Genomic DNA, 18,430 nt, shown 5'->3' with positions numbered 1-18,430 from the left:
TGCTCTTTTTTGATGAAGAACGGTGATATACGTCCGCCCGGATTACCTCAGTCCTGCGCGGAGCCGGATTTTTTCTACAAACTCAAAAGCGGCAGGACAGATCAGAGTATTCCGGATGGTGAGGTGATTGATCTGATATATCTTTTTCCGGTCCGTATGCGGAAATTCCCGGCAGGCTTTGGGCCGCACTTCATAAATGGAGCAGGTATTGTCGGCATTTAAAAACCAGCAGGGCAGTTTTTGCAGCACTTTGTCGCCGTCTTCGTCGGTCCTCAGATATCTGGACTCAAAATCTGAGGTTTTCATCCGCAGATGTTTTGCGATACGTTCGGTGTCTTTGTCGGTGAATAGCGGACCGGTAGTTTTGCAGCAGTTGGCGCACTGCAAGCAGTCCACCTTCCTAAAAACTTCTTCATGGACTTCCTGCACCAGATAGTCGAGGTTTTTGGGTGGTTTCTTTTTCAGAGCCTCCAGCGTTTTGCGGTGGTCTTTCTGTTTCAAAGACGCCTGATTTTTGTAGAATTCAAGATCCATGCGGCAAAAATACGCCATATTTATTTCAGAAGTGTATCTCCAGCGCAACCTGCGGCCGCGATAGGAGCGGCTACCCCGCAGGGAGGCGGCGCAGCGAAGCGGCGCCGCCGACTGAGGAGTAATAGCGCATAGCGCGAAATGTCCGCCCAAAAAACAAGTAGTGACTGCAGTCATATTCCGACTGTTTTAAAAGCCGTAATTTTACCGCATGAAAAAGTTAGAAAGCAGGGAAGATATTGAATTCCTTGTAAATACATTTTATGATAAGGTTGGCCGTGATGAAACCATTGGGTTCTTTTTCAGTGATGTGGCAAAGGTAGACTGGAGCCACCACTTACCTAAGATGTACGCCTTCTGGGAAACGCTTTTGTTTGGCCAGATTTCCTACAAAGGCAATCCAATGGCCATGCATTTCCCTATAAATGAAAAAGTGGCTATGGAAAAAAGACACTTTGCACACTGGATAAAACTGTGGACGGAAACCGTGGAGGAAAACTTCAGCGGCGAAATGGCGGACCTGGCCATCTATAAAGCCACAAACATTGCGAATCTTATGGGACATAAAATGGAAATGGCCCGGAAGCTATAGCTTTTCAGCCAGTCGGAGACGGTATAAATAAAGAGGTGACCCATCAACTCACCTCTTTATATTTTGTACTGATATAGTTTTTAGTTTAAGGAACTATTACGTAAAAGATGTAGGCTGCAAGGTTCACCAGCAGCACAGCGCCGTAAAGGTGATTTGTTTTTCCGCGGCTCAGCGACAGCATCACCGTAAACACAGACAGCGCCAGCAGGATAATTGATTTCATATCCAGGCCAAGCACAAATGGGATATCATAAATGATGCAAACCACCGAGATGGCGGGAATGGTAAGCCCAACACTGGCAAGCGCGGAACCCAGGCCTAAATTGATTGAAGTCTGTATTTGATTGTTCCGTGCCGCGCGGATGGCAGCCAGTCCCTCCGGAAGCAGTACCACCGACGCAATAATGACACCTACGAGTGCCCGCGGCGCGCCCACCGTCTTTACAAAATTCTCGATAACGGGTGAAAGTCCTTTTGCCATGAATATCACTACAGCCAAACAGATAATTAACAGGAGCAAGCTGGAAATGGTCTTAAAGTTAGAGGGCGGGTCGGCCTCATGCACTGTTTTATCAGCTTCTGCTACAACAAAGTAATTCCTGTGACGGACCGTCTGGAACATCAGAAAGGAGCCGTAAATTACCAGACAGGCCAATGATATAAAGACGAGCTGCGTTTCTGTATAAAACGGCCCGCGTACGCTGGAGGTATAATTGGGCAATATGAGCGTAAGTACAAGTATAGCAACAAGACTTACGAGGTAGGTAGTTGCAGAGCTGCGCATAAAAAACTGCTCCTTATATTTCATACTTCCCGCTACGATGCAGACTCCCAGAATACCGTTCAGGATAAGCATAACGGCTGCAAATACCGTATCCCGGGCATAGGTCATGGCTCCTTCGCTGCCCGAGAGCATAAATGAGACGATAAGACCAACTTCCAGAATCGTAATACATATTGCCAGTATAATGGTCCCATAAGGTTCGCCCACGCGGTGAGCCACAACTTCAGCATGATGCACAGCTGCCAGAACGGTTCCGAACAGCAGGAAGGCGCCAATCACATTCGTAAAAATTGATGTATTTAATATGCCGCTCAAGTAGAACAGCGCGGAAATAATTGGAAAAAGAACAGTCCAGTGAAGTAAATTTCTGAATTTCATAAAGTCACGATTTTCACAATTATACAAAATATCTATTTTATTTCAAAATATTTTAGATAAAACAAATCAAAAATCCTGTATTAACTTCCAAAGGTGATAATCCTGAAAATCCGTAAACATATGAAACAGGAGACCGACTGCAAAAACACGGTAAACTCCTTTAAGGAAAACAACGCCCAAAAAATAAACCGCGACCATAGGGTAGGAATGTAAAATATGAAAACCCACACTGCTCCGGTCAGGATCAAAAACGGGATTAGCCAGCAGATGATCCAAGTCTACCAGCATGGTGGCAATCATTATTAAGTAGGCCTTGCGCCAAAAGGGCTTAAAAAAGGTGATGGCCAGAAAAAATGGGAATACGAAATGCAGGAAATAGTGAACCGAACTTCTCAGCCAATACAGGTCTTCCATCATATCCGGCCTTTAAGAAAATCCTGCCTGATGCTCTCATCCAACTTCTCAATCGCATATCGCAGTGTAGTCCGGGGCATTTTTCTATAATGCTTCTTCAGGAAGTCCAGCAATTCAGCTTCATTCTTACCACCCATTTCCCGCAGCAGCCAGCCGTTTGCCTTATGTATTAAATCGTGCGGATGGTTAAGGTTTTTCAGAACTAACTTCTTCATAAGGTCAAATTCACCCCGTTTAACGTAGTGCATGGTTGAAACTACTGCCATGCGCTTGCTCCATAGGTCCTCTTCCGTGGCAAGGTCTTCAAGAATACGGTGATCTTCTTTATCGAAGCAGTGCCGGCCCAGGATTTTATAGCATGAATTGTCTACCAGATCCCAGTTGTTGATATGTTTCCTGTGCTGAAGATAAAAGCTGACCATCGCCTCTTTTTCACTACTGTCTTTTGACTTTTCAAATTTTGCGACCAAAATCAACAGGGCGCAGTGACGGTGTTCGTGGATTTCCGAACTTAAAACTTCAGACAGTTCCTCTACGGATATCTTATCCCGGAATTCTTTTGCAACTTTTCGCTGGTCGGGCACGGTTACGCCTATAAACTGATCGCCCTCAGCATATTCTCCTTTTCCGGCTTTAAAGAAGCGCGGGAAGAATGCTGCCTTTTCAGGAAGGGCAAGGTCTGCCAGCGCCATTTTTATTTCATCTGCAGCACTCACAAGAATAACGGATACTTAGTTATTAGGATCGGTTTCATCTTCAAAATATTCGAAAAGGAAATCATTATACGGGAAACGCGAGATATGAATTTTCAGCACTTCGTCATAAATCATCTTTTTCATTTCCTCAAAATTCTCTTTGGTAAGTGCGGATATAAACACGGTCGGATACTTCGATTTGGACATCCACGTCTTTTCCCATTCCGCAAGGGAGATGTTTTTTCTGGATTCAGGTGTCAGGTCATCCTCCTCCTTTTTTTCATAGCTGAAGTCATCAATCTTATTGAAAACCATGATCATCGGTTTCTGATGGGCATTGATTTCCATAAGGATTTGGTTTACTGAGGCGATATGATCCTCAAAACTCTCATGTGAAATATCGACTACATGAATGAGCAGGTCCGCTTCCCGAACTTCATCCAGTGTGGATTTGAAACTCTCAACCAACTGTGTGGGTAATTTGCGGATAAAACCAACCGTATCCGTAAGCAGGAAAGGCAGATTACCTATAACCACTTTCCGTACAGTCGTATCCAGGGTGGCAAAAAGCTTGTTTTCTGCAAAAACATCTGATTTCGAAAGGGCATTCATCAGTGTGGATTTCCCCACGTTAGTGTAGCCCACCAGTGCAGCCCTCACCACTTTGCCACGGTTATTACGCTGGGTGGACATCTGTCTGTCTATGGTCTTTAATTTTTCTTTAAGCAGCGAGATCCGGTCTCTGATGATCCTTCTGTCCGTCTCAATTTCCGTTTCCCCGGGTCCGCGCATCCCAATTCCCCCTTTCTGCCTTTCCAGGTGGGTCCACATACGGGTCAGGCGAGGCAAAAGGTATTGATATTGTGCTAGTTCGACCTGTGTCCGGGCATAGGAGGTCTGCGCGCGCTGCGCAAAAATGTCCAGGATCAAGTTGGTGCGGTCCAGAATTTTTACTTCGATTTCCCTTTCCAGGTTTTTAAGTTGCGAGGGAGAAAGTTCATCATCAAAGATTACGGTACCAATCCCATGCTCCTTTACATAGTCGCGGACTTCCTGAGCCTTCCCACTGCCTATGAATGTTTTGGAGTCAGGCTGGGTAAGTTTCTGGGTAAAACGCTTCACAACCGTAGCACCGGCGGTATGAGCCAGAAATTCCAGTTCATCCATGTATTCAATCAGCTTGTCTTCTTCCTGCTGTTGGGTTATGACGCCTACCAGCACTGCATTTTCGTACAAATGTTCTTTATTTTCCAGCATATAGTTTACTTTATTAATGTAGAATTACAAATTTAGTTTTTTTCGCCGTTATAAATCAGCCTGAGGACCACGAGAACCGCAGTGGCAGCTACCGCGATGCTGTTGGTAACCATCATGGAAATATGGTCCTGCAGGATTCCGTACCAAAGCCAAAGCGCAGAGCTTACAATACCTATGATGCAGGTGAGGAGGGAAATTTCTTCGGCCGATTTTTCCCTAAGTATCTTGATGATTTGTGGAATAAACAGAGCGGAGGAAAGTCCGCCGGCTATAAAGCCGATGATTTCAGGATTAATTTCCATGGTTTTTCTTAAAAAGATGCTGATTATTCTCCGGAAACGTGCCATTTTCGTACCATCGGGCAGGCGTTTATAATAAAAGCATTAAATTAGCAGCCTTAAAATAATTTTTAAAAATGAAAAGAATATTTTTATTGTTAACCTTCATGCTGAGCTTCGTACAGATGCGTGCTGATGAAGGTATGTGGCTGATGATGCTGATCAAAAGGCTGAACGGACAGGATTTGCAGAAAAAAGGACTTAAACTTACTGCAGAAGAAATCTATTCCGTAAATCAGGCCAGCCTGAAAGATGCCATCGTTCAGTTTGGTGGCGGATGTACGGCTGAGATTGTTTCCAGAGAAGGTCTGGTGTTTACCAACCATCACTGTGGTTACGGTCAGATTGCAGCACTGTCCACTCCTGAAAAGGATCACCTGACCAATGGTTTCTGGGCAATGAAGAAAAGTGAGGAACTTCCTGCCAAAGGACTTTCTGTTCGTTTCCTGGTTCGCATGGACGATGTGACCAGCCGAATCAATGCGCTGCTTAACAACCAAATGTCGGCGAAGGAAAGAAGGGACATCATTGATGCAGAATACAAAAAAATACAGGCCGAGAATTCTGAAAACGGTAAATATGTAGTAAGTGTAAAGGATTTCTATAACGGGAATGAGTTCTACTATTTTGTGTATCAGGATTTCAAGGACGTTCGTCTGGTAGGAACCCCACCTAACTCCATCGGAAAATTCGGCGGCGATACTGACAACTGGGAGTGGCCTAGACATACCGGCGATTTCTCCGTTTTCAGAGTATATACTGATGTAAACGGAAACCCTGCGGAATATTCTCCATACAACATTCCGTTTAAGCCTAAACACCACCTTCCTGTTTCCATAAAGCCCATTAAACCGGGCGATATGACAATGATCGTAGGTTACCCTGGCCGTACCAACCGTTTTATGACTTCATACGGTATTGACCAGCTGGTGAATAAAGATTATCCGGGTTGGGTAGATGCATCCAAAGTGGCCATGGATGTCATGAAGAAGTACATGGACCGCGACCAGGCTACGAAACTTAACTATGCTTCACAGTATGCTTCTGTAGCAAACTACTGGAAAAACAGAGGTGGTACCATCGAATCTGTAAACAAAAACGGAACGATTGAAGACAAACGTAAAGTTGAAGAGGTTTTCCAGGCGTGGGCTAACAGATCTGAGAATAAGGATCTTTACGGAAATGTGCTCGCCGATATGCAGGATTATTACCGCAAGACTTCTGCCAGAGGAATTGAGCGTAATTACGCTGCACAGATGACCAGAAACGCAAAATATCTGTCCTTCGCTACAGGTTTCGGTTCTATGTTCAAAAATTATATAGCTGAAACAGATGCTGGGAAAAAAGCGGAGATGAAGAAAGCCATTGCAGACCGCATCAACGCCAATTATGAAAAATTCAATCCTGCTCTGGAACAGGAAATGCTTAAAGAAATGGTGTCACTGTACCGTGCTAAGGTCAGAAATGAAGCTGGAGCTCCGTCCCTTCAAACCATTAATCCTGAGCTTTTGGATGAGGTTGCTAAAAACTCCATTTTTGCCACCAAAGCTTCAGCAATGGCTTTCCTTAATAATCCGGATGCCGAAAAGCTGAACAGCGATGCACTTCTGAAAATTGCCAACGGCTATACTGCCGATTCCCGGGCCACTGCAGAACGCTATACTTCTTATGACGATAAATTCAGCGACAGCAACCGTCTCTTCTTCGATGGTCTTCGTAAGTCACATCCTAAGCAGGAATTCTACCCCGATGCCAACTCAACAATGAGAATAACTTTCGGAAAAGTGGCCACCCTGCCGGTACGCGATGACAGAGATTATAACGGCGTTACCAATAACTTCTATACAGACCTGGACGGTATGGTGAAGAAGTATAAGAAAGGTGATGAAGAATTTGACCTGCCTCAAGAACTGCTTGATATGGCTGCCAAAAGAGATTATGGTCAGTATGCTGATCCTGCAGGTTACCTTCCCGTGAATTTCCTGTCTGATAATGACATTACCGGTGGAAACTCCGGTTCCCCAATCATGAATGGCAACGGCGAACTTATCGGTCTTGCATTCGACGGTAACTCTGAAGCTCTTTCCGGAGACATCGTATTCGAAGAGGACTGGCAGAAAACAATTAACGTAGATTCACGTTTTGTTCTGTGGGTTATCGACAAGCTTTATGGCGCCGGTCACCTGTTAGACGAAATGACAATTGTAAAGTAATTAGAATTAATGCCCCACTAAGTATAGTGGGGTTTTTGTATAATGAAAACTATATTTTGTAAAACAATTTTAGCTCTTAGTATATTTGTTTCAATTTTTAGCGAAGCCCAACAGACCGTTACAGTTTGGGGAATTGCAAAAGATTCAATTAACAATTTCATCTCAATTGTTGTAAACGATACTTTACAAAAATTCCGTGAAAAAGCCTCAAGGGATGAAGGATTTGCAAAAAAATATCAGAGTGAGTTTGACGCGTTGGTTAACAATAAAGATTTTCACACAATTCCAGATTCAGGTGGAAACTATACCATTAATGCAAAATTAACGGACACCTTATATTTTAGGAGATTCAAATTCGCCACCCAAAAATATAAAGTAGGAGATATTATTGCTAAAAAAACAGAGGTTTTTCTAAAGCCAGCACCTTGTAAAAAACTTAAGCAATGTGAACATAAACAACCAGACAAACTATACATTTTTGTTGGGAAGAAGTTAAATGTATCTCACATTGACACCTCTACTTATTGTGAAAATATTTGGGATAGCGCTTATAGAGCCGAATATAAAATTATACAGCAATATTCTGACTACTATCCGGATTCGAATATAGTTTTTACTGCATATGATCATAACAGTACTTACGAATATCAATTTCAGAACTATGAAACTGTCTTAATTTTTGTTGGCGAATTTTGTAATGAGTTAATCCATTTAAAATATCAATTCTTCCCTGTTTATAAAACTAAAAATGGACGGTGGGCAAGCCCGGTTAAACCTCATGATGAACTTTATTACAAAGATTGGAAATGTAATACTATAGAACCTGAGAAAATTAATTTTGATAAATCGGTCTATTTTGAAATACAGCGTCAGAAAGGTCTTACGGATCAGCAACAAAAGGGATATAGTGAACAGCAGTTTCCAAAAAAGTATTATGAAGTAAAGAAAGAAAAAGCAGTTCCTATTATGGGAAGATATGCAGAAGACTTAATTAGATTATGGAAAGAATGCCGCACAACAAAAGCTGACTAAACCGCTGATTATTTCGGCGGTTTATTTATTTATAACTGCTTTAATCCCAATCCAAACCTTAAAATTTTCAAAATTTTACTACATTAGCGACGCTAAATAAATCTAAAAATGAAAAGAATATTTTTACTGTTTACATTTCTTCTGAGTTTTGTGCAACTGAAGGCCGATGAGGGAATGTGGCTGATGATGCTTATTAAAAGACTCAATGGTGTAGACATGCAGAGGCAGGGTTTAAAACTGACTCCGGAAGAAATCTACTCCGTTAACAATTCATCTTTAAAAGATGCCATCGTAAGTTTTGGAGGCTTCTGTACGGGTGAAATCGTTTCCGACCAGGGTCTGATCTTTACCAACCACCACTGCGGCTATGACGCGATTGCGGCTGCATCCACTCCTGAAAAAGATTTCCTGAAAAACGGATTCTGGGCAAACCGCCAGAACGATGAGTTCAATGCTAAGGACCTATATGTAAGGTTCCTTATCCGTATGGACGACGCCACACAGAGAATCAATTCCAAACTGAATAACGATATGACTGCCGAGCAACGCAAGGCAGTTATCGATGCTGAGTACAAGGCAATACAGCAGGAAAATTCCGAGAACGGGAAATATACGGTTGTAGTAAAGGATTTCTTTAACGGCAATGAATTTTACTATTTTGTATACCAGGATTATAAAGACGTTCGTTTGGTAGGCGCACCACCTTCCGCACTGGGTAAGTTTGGAGGCGATACTGATAACTGGGAATGGCCAAGACATACGGCAGATTTTGCCGTATTCAGAGTTTATGCGGATGCTAAAGGCGCACCTGCCGAGTACAACCCGAAGAACGTGCCTCTGAAACCTAAGCATCATCTTCCTGTATCCCTTAAAGGAGTTCAGCCGGGTGATTTCTCAATGATTATTGGCTATCCGGGAAGAACCAACCGTTATCTGACTTCCTTTGGTATTGAGAAAATGATCAGAAGCGACTATCCGGCCTGGGTAGAAGCCTCAAATCTTGCCATGAAGGTAATGAAGAAGTATATGGACAGCAATAAAGCTACACAGCTTGATTATGCTTCGCAGTATGCTAATGTGGCCAACTACTGGAAAAACAGACAGGGAACCATTGATGCGGTAATAAAAAATTCAACCATCGCCGAGAAGCAAAATGAGGAAAGAAAGTTCCAAGATTGGGCTTCCTTACCCAGCAACAGCATGTACAGCGGTCTACTGCCCAATATCCAGGTTTATTACGACCAGATAGCCAACAGAAATGTGGAAAGAATGTACAGCGGTATACTGCAGATGAATGCCAAATATATTACGATTCCGTTCCAGCTGGGCTCACTTTTCAAGGTTTATGCAGCGCAGGACATTAATAACAGGATTGCGATGAAACCTCAGTTGGAAGAGGCGGTTAATGAACTTTATGCGGATTTTGATCCGGAGCTGGAAGGTGAGATGCTGAACTCACTCGTGAATCTGTATCAAAACAAGGTGAATAAGGATGTGGCCTCACGTACTTTGCTGGCTCAGGCCTCCGAGACACTTTCTCTGCAGGCGCATTCTTCTGTTTTTGCCAATAAAGCTTCTGCTGTTACTTTTATATTGAATCCGGACGCCCTTAAGCTGGATGCAGATCCGCTTTACAAACTTTCCAATGCTTATATTACTGATGTGAGAGCCCTGGGAACCCGTTTTGCAAAAGTGGAAGCCAATTTTGCCAAAAACAACAGACTGCTTATGGACGGCTACAGAAAGGCTTTCCCAACCAAGGTATTTTACCCGGATGCTAACGGAACAATGAGACTTACCTACGGTAAGGTGGACCGTTTGCCACAAAGACCGGACAGAAACTACGACGGGATTACCGATAATTTCTATACCGATATGCAGGGGCTTGTAAACAAGTACAAGGAAGGTGATGAAGAGTTTGACCTTCCTAAAAAAGTGATGGACATGCATGCCATGCGTGATTACGGAATCTATGCCGATGCTGCAGGTTACCTGCCGGTAAACTTCCTGACAGATCACGATATCACAGGTGGAAACTCAGGATCACCGGTTATTGATGCGGAAGGAAACCTGATCGGAATCGCATTCGACGGTAACTCTGAAGCTTTATCCGGCGATATTGTTTTTGAAAAGGATTCCCAAAAGACCATCAACGTAGATATCCGGTTCGTGATGTGGATTATTGATAAATATGCAGGGTCCAAAAGGTTGGTGGATGAAATGACTTTCGTAACCAACGAACATCCTAAACCAGTGAAAGGCAGCGAGCTTACGAAGAAAAAAAGATAAGTTCAAAGCAAATACCACAGATAAAAGGCTTCCTCTACCGGGGAAGCTTTTTTTGTAGCTTTGATATAATTATTTTTCCTTCAGCATACAGACTGAACAGTAATTATTTAGTTAAATCTAGTGAACATGGACTACCAAACCTATGAAACGGAGCGGCTGCGGCTGCGGCTTACAAATGCGGGTGATGCGGAGTTAACGCACAGGCTCTATAATACCCAGGAATTCCTTCAGTTCGTTGGTGACCGCAGCCTGAATACGGCCGAAGATGCTTTGGAATATCTGAAAAACAGAGCCTTTCCTCAAATTGAAAAATTAGGCTATGGCAATTATACAGTAATCCTGAAGGAGAATGGAGAAAAAATAGGCAGTTGCGGACTTTATCACAGGGAAGGCGTAGCGGTAGTGGACATTGGTTTCGCTTTCCTCCCGCAGTATTATGGCCGGAGCTATGGTTATGAAGCCGCCAAAGTTATACTTGATGCCGGATTCAGAGATTTCGGACTGCAAGAAATTTCAGCACTGACAGTTCAGGAAAATCTAGCTTCCAGAAAACTGATTGAAAAGCTTGGACTCACCTTTAGGAAAAAAGTGTTTATCCCCAATGATCCTGAAGAACTCTTTACTACCTGATTACGAAAGAGGAATGGCAGAGCCGTGCTTAAAATATACTTTCAAGACTTCCGGCTGCCACACCAGCTAATGCGAGCACATATACCGCAAGCATCATTATAACGATAATTCCTATAAACTTGTAATGCGACCTCAGATAGCCAAAACAGTCTTCAAGTGCCATCTCATCATCTGAAGCGACAGCACGTTTGGCCCGCCCTGAAAAGAGAAAGAGGTAGTACAGCGGGAAAAAGTAGAATAAGGCCAGCAATCCGTAAATCAGCATGATTACTGACCCCTCAAATGGTCCCATCGATAAACCCGAAAAAGAACCAAACAAAAGTGCCGAAAGTACAACCAATGCCTGCAGGCCCACCAGTACCAGACCGAGTAGCGAGAGGAATCGGGCCCAGCCGGCAGCCTCGCTTAAAAATTTTTTTGCCTGAGAATTTAATCGTAGTTCCCGTGGATCATTAAATGTCGATTTTAGTTCCATAATTTATTTCTTTTTCAAGTTGAAATTTCCTGTAAAGGTTTTCAGGAGGAATGTTGGATAAGCTTTCTACATTTCCATCTGTTTTCTCCGGGTATAGATTTTCCTGGATACAAGGGCTGTAGTAATGAGGAAAATGGCAGTGTTAACTAATAAATAGTTACGCTCAAACTGGTTATGACCCGGCTGGGCGTTAAGGGCAAAGGTAAAATTACTGTATTCAAATGAATGAACATTCTGGTCGGAAATCCAGATGCTGCCGAGCTGTAGGAAAAATGATCCCAGATTAATGGCAAAAAGAATGAGTATGGTCGAAAATAAAGATTTTATCAGGACTTCAATAAATTGTTTTGCTACCATTTTAAATGTTTTTAAAGTAGTTACTTGGTTGTTTTTGCTAAATTATATATTCCAGAATTCCCTGTCCAGGCTTCGGTACTGTATTGCTTCGGCTATGTGGCTGCTCTGTATATTTGTTAACCCTTCCAGGTCAGCGATTGTACGTGCCACCTTAAGTATACGGTCATAGGCTCTGGCAGAAAGACTCAGTTTATCCATTGCATTCCTGATCAGATTTTGAGAGTCCATATCTAGCTCGCAGAAGCGCTCAATTTCCTTTGGGCCCATCTGGGCATTGTAACTTATTTCAAGATCCTTATATCGCTTATTCTGCTCTTCACGTGCTTTCATTACGCGTTCCCGTATGGTTAGGCTGTCCTCACCTTTGCGTCGGTCGGCCAACTGCTCAAATTCAACTTTCTGTACCTCTACATGGATATCAATTCTGTCCAGCAGCGGACCAGACAGCCGGTTCATATAGCGCTGCATCTCGAAAGAGGTGGAGGTGTTGTTCGGATCGTCCGGGAAGTAGCCGCTGGGGCTTGGGTTCATGCTGGCTACAAGCATGAAGCTGGCGGGATAGTTTACGGTAAATTTTGCACGGGAAATGGTAACAACCCTGTCTTCCAGCGGCTGACGCATGACCTCCAGTACCGTTCGTTTAAATTCCGGCATCTCGTCCAGAAACAGGACCCCGTTATGGGCCAGGGAGATTTCGCCGGGCTGGGGGTAACTGCCCCCGCCTACGAGGGCCACATCAGATATTGTATGATGGGGACTTCGGAAGGGCCTTACCGTCATGAGTGAAGTTTCAGAGCCTATTTTTCCGGCTACCGAATGGATTTTGGTCGTCTCCAGGGCTTCTTTCAGTGTGAAAGGGGGCAGGATGCTGGGGACTCTCTTGGCCAGCATGGTTTTGCCGCTGCCCGGCGGACCGATCAGGATTATATTGTGACCACCGGCCGCTGCTACCTCCATGGCACGTTTGGCGGTTTCCTGTCCCTTCACTTCCGAAAAATCAAACGGGAAATAGTTGATCTTGTCCTGAAATTCCTTTCGCGTATCTATTTCCGTCCTTACCAGAGGTATGCCTTTGTTGAAGAAGTCAATGACCTCGCTGATATTCTCTACGCCGTAAACTTCAAGATTGCTCACAATGGCAGCCTCACGGGTATTCTGCCTGGGCAGGATAAATCCTTTAAAGCCTTCCTCTCTGGCTTTTATAGCGATAGGCAAAACTCCTTTAATAGGCTGCAGACCGCCGTCAAGTGAAAGTTCGCCCATTATGATATAATCGGCAATAGTATCTGAATTTATCTGATCCGAAGCTGCCAGGATTCCAAGCGCGATGCTGAGATCATATGCCGAGCCTTCTTTCCTCAGATCTGCGGGAGCCATATTGATTGTGATTTTCTTCCCCGGAACTTTGTAACCTACATTTTTAAGCGCTGCCGAAATCCTGTAACTGCTCTCCTTAATTGCATTGTCCGGCAGACCCACCAAATTGTAGCCCACGCCGGGCGTATCTACGCTCACCTCTATCGTAATCGTCTGTGCAGTTACTCCGTAAATGGCACTCCCATAGATTTTTACAAGCATATTTGCGCATTTTACATGTAAATTTAAACATTATTGCTTACCGGCGATTAAGTGTTTTCACCCTTTTTTTCTTTACTTTATTGAGAAATTTCCGAAAGTATAAATCCATTCGTGGATTATTGTGCACGGAAAATCAGAGAATCCAGAAAAATTCTGTTTAATGATACAGCATATCCCGATTGAAAAAGTCCTTTTTCTGGACATTGAAACTGTGCCCAATGCTTCGGCCTGGGAAGATTTGCCGGAAAGTGAGAAGAGACTTTGGGACAAAAAGACATTTCACCAACGCAAAAATGAGATTACAGCGGAAGATTTCTACATGGAAAGGGCCGGCGTAATGGCTGAATTCGGAAAGATTATCTGCATCTCGGTAGGAATGGTGGAAAAGAATGGAAAGCTCTTGATCAGGAGTTTTGCAGATGATAATGAAAAAAGTATACTGGAAGAATTCGGGGATATCTTTAACAGGCCCAAACTTCGCGATGTTATATTGTGCGCTCACAATGGTAAGGAATTCGATTTTCCGTGGATTGCGCGGCGTTTCCTTATCAATGGCATGGAGCCACCGAAACCCTTTCAGATGTTTGGCAAAAAACCCTGGGAAATTCCGCACCTGGACACCATGGAGCTTTGGAAATTTGGGGACTACAAGTCCTACGTTTCACTGGAACTGCTGGCCAGCGTCTTTGGAATCCCGACACCAAAAGATGATATTGACGGCTCAATGGTTTCATCGATTTATCACATCGAGAAAGACTTATTTAGAATAGTTCAATATTGTGAGAAAGATGTCTTAACTTTGGCAAATGTTTTCCGGCGAATGCGTCAGGAAGATTTGTTAATCAGAAGTGAGACTTAAAAGATGAATTTAACAGACGATCAGATTGCCGATATTGGCGAAAATATCATAAAAAACCTCAAGACCGTATACGATCCTGAAATCCCGGTAGACATCTACGAACTCGGCCTTATCTACGATGTTCAGATTTCAGAAGAAGGTGATGTAAAGGTGATTATGACCCTTACAACTCCAAACTGTCCTGTGGCGGAAAGCCTTCCGGCCGAAGTACGTGAAAAGGTTTCCGAAGTTGAGGGTGTGAAGAGCGTTGATCTTGAACTTACCTTCGAGCCTTCCTGGAACAAGGATATGATGAGCGAGGAAGCCCGTTTTGAACTGGGAATGTTTTAAAGACTACCCGAAGTGGAAGCGAACAGTCTTCTTTAAGTCCGGGTGCAGCGAAAGCGCTACCGGACAGTTCATGGCAGTATTCTCAATAAACTGCTTTTGGTCATCGGTATGTCCGCTGGCAAAATAGAGGTCACATTCGATCTCGCCAATTTTACGTGGGGCTGCGGTCATTATCTTTTGTATTTCCGCATAGGCGCCCTCCATATTAATTCCTTTGTTTTTGCCGAGAATGGCAATCGTGGTCAGCATGCACTGCGCCAGAGAAGCTGCGCAAAGGTCCGTGGGTGAAAATGCCTCACCCTTGCCCTGATTATCAGTAGGAGCATCAGTCACAATGAGTGAGCTGGACTGTAAATGTTCTGATTCGCAGCGGAAGCCACCTATGTATTTTATTTTTGATGTCATAAATCTATTCTGCTGTTTGTGTTATAGGTAATATGAAGCGATTGGCCTGCGCAAATCCACCAACACAGACGGGGGTCCATTTCTTTTCCATCGTGTAAAACATCAATTCAATTTCACGGTTAAAATCTTCATTTTCACCGTTTGCCCTCACATTTTTAACAGTGCCTTCTTCGTCAACAATAAATGTCACAACGGATTTGACTTCTCCAAGAAAATGAGGTACGGCGCTTACCTGCGGAGATTCCGTTGCTTTATACTTGCTGTTGCGTTTAAAGTTGGGAGGTCCGAAATTACCCATACTTTTACACTTTATGTCTCTTTTAGCTGGTGTCCCGGAAGAAGTATCTTCTTCTAATTTTATTTTATCGAGATAGGCCAGATTTTGTTGGCGTCTCTGCTTATTTACCTTCTGCTCATATAGCGCCATTATTTTAAGCCTGTCCTTCTTGGAATGACCCGAAAGAGAATCTTTCGCTCTTTGCTGATAAGCGATCAGGATTGAATCGTATCTTTTATTCAACTTACGTAATTCAAAAACGGCAGAGGTTTGACCCATCGTTAGAGAAAATAAGAAAAAGACAATAAGAGTTAATATATTTTTACACATAAAATTTTAGAAATGAAATACATCCTTCGCTTTGTTGTATGCACTTTCAAAGTGAAGAAGATTAAGTGAGTGACTTATTTTTTCCAGCGCCATAAAGTTAATGATCTGCTCGGTGGGCATGTTCCCTACCAGATCGTCGTTTGCCATCGGGCAGCCACCAATCCCTTTGATCGCTGAATCGAAACGGCGGCAACCGTTATCATAAGCAGCCTTCAGTTTTTTATAGGAGTCTTCGTACCGGTTATGAAAGTGTGCACCAAAATCAACATCAGCATACCCTGACGGGATTTTGCTGAACAGAAGTTCGATGTCCTCAAGTGTTCCTGTCCCTGTAGTATCGGATAAAAGGATGTTGCGGACACCGATTTCGGAAAAGCGCTTCGCCCATTGATCTACCTCCTCCCAACTCCAGTGGTCGCCGTACGGATTTCCGAAAGCCATTGAGAAATAGACATTCAGTTCCTTATTTTCATTTTTGGCAAGATTCAGGATTTCTGTAATCTGCAGGAAAGCCTCCTCTCTGTCCTTGTTTGTGTTGCGCTGCTGGAATGTTTCAGAAATAGAAAACGGAAAACCGAGGATGTCTACATTTGTATGTGTAAGTGCCTTTTCTGCTCCGCGCACATTAGCTACAATCACCGAAAGTTTTGTATTCGAGTTGCTTTTGTCAATATTCGCCAGAACTTCACTGGTGTCGGCCATCTGAGGTATGGATTTAGGCGAAACAAAACTGCCGCAATCCAATACATCAAAACCAACTGACATCAGAGTGTTTATATAGTCGATTTTTTGAGCCGTCGGTATAAAATCCTTCCAACCCTGCATTGCATCACGTGGACATTCGGTGAGAAACATTGAGTAAGTTTAATTGATTTCAAAGATAACCAATTTACAGGGAATGAAAAGTCCCGCACAGAATACTATGCAGGCCTGTGATTACAATGTTGTAGGGAGCATTATTACGTCACCACAATGTTCTGAACCACAAGGGCTCCTATGATGCCCAATCCTATTACAAATACGAAATAAGTCAGAGCGGTTTTATTTCTGTAATTTTTAATTAAAAACAGGATTAATGCTCCTAAGATTAATGCTAATTTGAAGTATAGATGGTCAACAAACATTGCCAGTGCTGCGAAAGTTATTATCAGCAATCTCATAACCCCGGACTTATCAAGAATTGGCTTCATAACTTACAAAGATAGCAATTTTCGGCATCCGCCAAAGAACTGCATGGCACATAAATAATCATCCGGCCGTAATGCGGTTTCATGCATGGGTAATATCTGACTGCGGTGCGGTAAAACATAATTCATTAACTTTGCTATACACAAAACCAAGAGAGACATGCAGACCATAGAATTCAACCTGGAGTGGAAACTGAAACTCCAGAACCGTTTCATCAATTACGTTAAAATATATTCCACCAGCGACCCTGAAAGTGAGTCCACACCCTCCACACCGCAGCAGTGGGATATCGCGAAATATATTTTTGAAGAGCTGCAGTCTCTTGGACTGGAAAATGTAGAACTTGATGAGAATGGTTATATCTACGCCTACATCCCTTCAAATATCGAAAATGATGATGAGCCTGTAGTTGGTTTTATCGCGCATTATGACACCTCACCGGATTTTAATGGCGAAGGAGTAAAGCCCCAGATCTGGGACGATTATGACGGTGGTGACCTTCTTCTGAATAAAGAGACCGGCTTTACCCTTTCTTCATCAAAGTTCGAAAGGCTGAAGCAATATGTAGGTAAAACGCTCATCACTACCGACGGAACAACCTTGCTTGGAGCAGATGATAAAGCCGGAGTTGCTGAAATTGTGACAGCGGCAGAGTATCTGCTGGCGCATCCGGAAATCAAACACGGCAGGATCGCCATTGGATTTACACCCGATGAGGAAATTGGCCGTGGCGCACACAAGTTTGATGTGAAGAAGTTCGGTGCCGAATGGGCTTATACAATGGACGGAAGCGAAGCGGGAGAACTGGAATATGAGAACTTCAACGCTGCGGGAGCTGTAGTTAAAATTCACGGACTGAGTGTGCACCCGGGCTATGCTTTCGGGAAAATGGTCAATGCTTCATTGCTTGCGGCTGAATTTATTCAAATGTTACCGGCCAACGAAACGCCGTCCACCACAAAAGGATTTGATGGTTTTTATCATTTAACAGACCTGAAATCGGATGTTTCTGAGGCGAAAATCCAGTATATAATCCGTGATCATGACGAAGAGAAATTTGAGGCCAGAAAGAACCTGATGACAGAGAAGGTGGCCGAGTTTAATGCGAAGTATGGCGAAGGAACTGCTGAAATAGAGATTAAAGAGCAGTACCGCAATATGAAGCAGCAGTTTGAGGGCAAAATGCACATCATCGATATTGCTGCACAGGCCATGAAAGATGCCAATGTAGAGCCAAAGATCAAGGCGATTCGCGGCGGAACCGATGGTGCCCAACTTTCATATATGGGATTGCCGTGTCCTAATATCTTTGCGGGCGGCATGAACTTCCACGGGCCTTATGAATACGTCGCGCTGGAAACGATGGAAAAAGCGGTGAAAGTAATTGTGAATATTGCTAAGGCCGTTAAAAAGACAAATTAGAAGATAGGCGTTGTCAAAATGTCCACACTTATCGTTTGGAATGGTTTTGATACCTC

21 protein-coding genes are annotated in these 18,430 nt (G+C 43.4%); 8 read left to right on the top strand and 13 right to left on the bottom strand.

The features are described from left to right. Positions 1–42: 42 nt before the first annotated feature. Entirely contained in the window at positions 43–534 is a 492-nt protein-coding gene (locus tag F7R58_RS12405; protein ID WP_158065499.1) for a YkgJ family cysteine cluster protein, read from the bottom strand. 208 nt (positions 535–742) lie between these two features. On the opposite strand from F7R58_RS12405, the gene F7R58_RS12400 reads away from it, so the two are divergent. Then, positions 743–1,123 (top strand): group III truncated hemoglobin, encoded by a 381-nt coding sequence (locus F7R58_RS12400; RefSeq protein ID WP_158065232.1) that lies wholly within the window; start codon positions 743–745, stop codon positions 1,121–1,123. A gap of 85 nt (positions 1,124–1,208) precedes the next feature. Here F7R58_RS12400 and F7R58_RS12395 read toward each other — a convergent pair whose 3' ends face one another. The 5 genes from F7R58_RS12395 to F7R58_RS12375 form a co-directional block, all read right to left on the bottom strand. Beyond that, a complete protein-coding gene (locus F7R58_RS12395) occupies positions 1,209–2,285 on the bottom strand; it encodes a calcium:proton antiporter (protein ID WP_158065230.1) in 1,077 nt (358 codons plus the stop codon). Positions 2,286–2,351: 66 nt separating this feature from the next. Further along, positions 2,352–2,702 carry a DUF6122 family protein gene (locus F7R58_RS12390; RefSeq protein ID WP_317132562.1) on the bottom strand — a complete coding sequence of 117 codons (351 nt, stop codon included), beginning with the start codon at positions 2,700–2,702 and terminating at the stop codon, positions 2,352–2,354. Continuing rightward, positions 2,699–3,391 (bottom strand): DNA alkylation repair protein, encoded by a 693-nt coding sequence (locus tag F7R58_RS12385; protein WP_158065229.1) that lies wholly within the window; start codon positions 3,389–3,391, stop codon positions 2,699–2,701. Before F7R58_RS12385 ends, F7R58_RS12390 begins: the two co-directional genes overlap by 4 nt. A 39-nt stretch (positions 3,392–3,430) precedes the next feature. Next, complete coding sequence (gene hflX / locus F7R58_RS12380) at positions 3,431–4,651, bottom strand: GTPase HflX (RefSeq protein ID WP_158065227.1); 1,221 nt, start codon at positions 4,649–4,651, stop codon at positions 3,431–3,433. A 32-nt stretch (positions 4,652–4,683) separates the two neighbouring features. Further along, positions 4,684–4,953: a SemiSWEET family sugar transporter gene (locus tag F7R58_RS12375; protein WP_187695241.1), complete on the bottom strand. Its 270-nt coding sequence runs from the start codon at positions 4,951–4,953 to the stop codon at positions 4,684–4,686. A gap of 113 nt (positions 4,954–5,066) precedes the next feature. Between F7R58_RS12375 and F7R58_RS12370 the strand changes: the two genes are divergently transcribed. From F7R58_RS12370 to F7R58_RS12355, 4 genes are all read left to right on the top strand, one after another. Further along, positions 5,067–7,202 (top strand): S46 family peptidase, encoded by a 2,136-nt coding sequence (locus tag F7R58_RS12370; protein ID WP_158065223.1) that lies wholly within the window; start codon positions 5,067–5,069, stop codon positions 7,200–7,202. A gap of 42 nt (positions 7,203–7,244) precedes the next feature. Next, positions 7,245–8,234 (top strand): hypothetical protein, encoded by a 990-nt coding sequence (locus F7R58_RS12365; RefSeq protein WP_158065222.1) that lies wholly within the window; start codon positions 7,245–7,247, stop codon positions 8,232–8,234. A 108-nt stretch (positions 8,235–8,342) separates the two neighbouring features. Beyond that, on the top strand, positions 8,343–10,523 hold the full coding sequence (locus F7R58_RS12360; protein ID WP_158065220.1) for a S46 family peptidase: 2,181 nt from the start codon (positions 8,343–8,345) through the stop codon (positions 10,521–10,523). A 126-nt stretch (positions 10,524–10,649) separates the two neighbouring features. Beyond that, positions 10,650–11,153: a GNAT family N-acetyltransferase gene (locus tag F7R58_RS12355; protein ID WP_158065218.1), complete on the top strand. Its 504-nt coding sequence runs from the start codon at positions 10,650–10,652 to the stop codon at positions 11,151–11,153. Between the two features lie 28 nt (positions 11,154–11,181). On the opposite strand, the gene F7R58_RS12350 is transcribed toward F7R58_RS12355, so the two are convergent. From F7R58_RS12350 to F7R58_RS12340, 3 genes are all read right to left on the bottom strand, one after another. Then, positions 11,182–11,628 carry a hypothetical protein gene (locus tag F7R58_RS12350; RefSeq protein WP_158065216.1) on the bottom strand — a complete coding sequence of 149 codons (447 nt, stop codon included), beginning with the start codon at positions 11,626–11,628 and terminating at the stop codon, positions 11,182–11,184. 66 nt (positions 11,629–11,694) lie between these two features. Beyond that, complete coding sequence (locus tag F7R58_RS12345) at positions 11,695–11,985, bottom strand: hypothetical protein (protein WP_158065214.1); 291 nt, start codon at positions 11,983–11,985, stop codon at positions 11,695–11,697. A 42-nt stretch (positions 11,986–12,027) separates the two neighbouring features. Then, positions 12,028–13,563 carry a YifB family Mg chelatase-like AAA ATPase gene (locus F7R58_RS12340; RefSeq protein ID WP_158065212.1) on the bottom strand — a complete coding sequence of 512 codons (1,536 nt, stop codon included), beginning with the start codon at positions 13,561–13,563 and terminating at the stop codon, positions 12,028–12,030. Between the two features lie 160 nt (positions 13,564–13,723). Here F7R58_RS12340 and F7R58_RS12335 point away from each other — a divergent pair, with 160 nt between their 5' ends. Next, a complete protein-coding gene (locus F7R58_RS12335; protein ID WP_158065210.1) occupies positions 13,724–14,422 on the top strand; it encodes a 3'-5' exonuclease in 699 nt (232 codons plus the stop codon). Between the two features lie 3 nt (positions 14,423–14,425). Further along, positions 14,426–14,752 (top strand): SUF system Fe-S cluster assembly protein, encoded by a 327-nt coding sequence (locus tag F7R58_RS12330; protein ID WP_158065208.1) that lies wholly within the window; start codon positions 14,426–14,428, stop codon positions 14,750–14,752. A gap of 3 nt (positions 14,753–14,755) precedes the next feature. Here the strand turns inward: F7R58_RS12330 and F7R58_RS12325 are convergent, their stop codons facing one another. The 4 genes from F7R58_RS12325 to F7R58_RS12980 all read right to left on the bottom strand — a co-directional run bounded on the left by F7R58_RS12325 (position 14,756) and on the right by F7R58_RS12980 (position 16,954). Then, complete coding sequence (locus F7R58_RS12325) at positions 14,756–15,157, bottom strand: OsmC family protein (RefSeq protein WP_158065206.1); 402 nt, start codon at positions 15,155–15,157, stop codon at positions 14,756–14,758. A 4-nt stretch (positions 15,158–15,161) separates the two neighbouring features. Next, complete coding sequence (locus F7R58_RS12320) at positions 15,162–15,764, bottom strand: energy transducer TonB (RefSeq protein ID WP_158065205.1); 603 nt, start codon at positions 15,762–15,764, stop codon at positions 15,162–15,164. 6 nt (positions 15,765–15,770) lie between these two features. Then, entirely contained in the window at positions 15,771–16,619 is an 849-nt protein-coding gene (locus F7R58_RS12315) for a hydroxymethylglutaryl-CoA lyase (protein WP_158065204.1), read from the bottom strand. A gap of 104 nt (positions 16,620–16,723) precedes the next feature. Continuing rightward, on the bottom strand, positions 16,724–16,954 hold the full coding sequence (locus tag F7R58_RS12980; protein WP_187695240.1) for a hypothetical protein: 231 nt from the start codon (positions 16,952–16,954) through the stop codon (positions 16,724–16,726). A gap of 157 nt (positions 16,955–17,111) precedes the next feature. Between F7R58_RS12980 and pepT the strand changes: the two genes are divergently transcribed. Then, positions 17,112–18,374: a peptidase T gene (gene pepT, locus F7R58_RS12310; RefSeq protein ID WP_158065203.1), complete on the top strand. Its 1,263-nt coding sequence runs from the start codon at positions 17,112–17,114 to the stop codon at positions 18,372–18,374. The last annotated feature ends 56 nt before the right edge of the window (positions 18,375–18,430 follow it).

This window comes from Chryseobacterium sp. (genome assembly GCF_008831505.1).
Lineage (GTDB): Bacteria > Bacteroidota > Bacteroidia > Flavobacteriales > Weeksellaceae > Marnyiella.
Note: the sequence above shows the minus strand (reverse complement) of the source record. Positions and strands in the feature narration are given on the sequence as shown.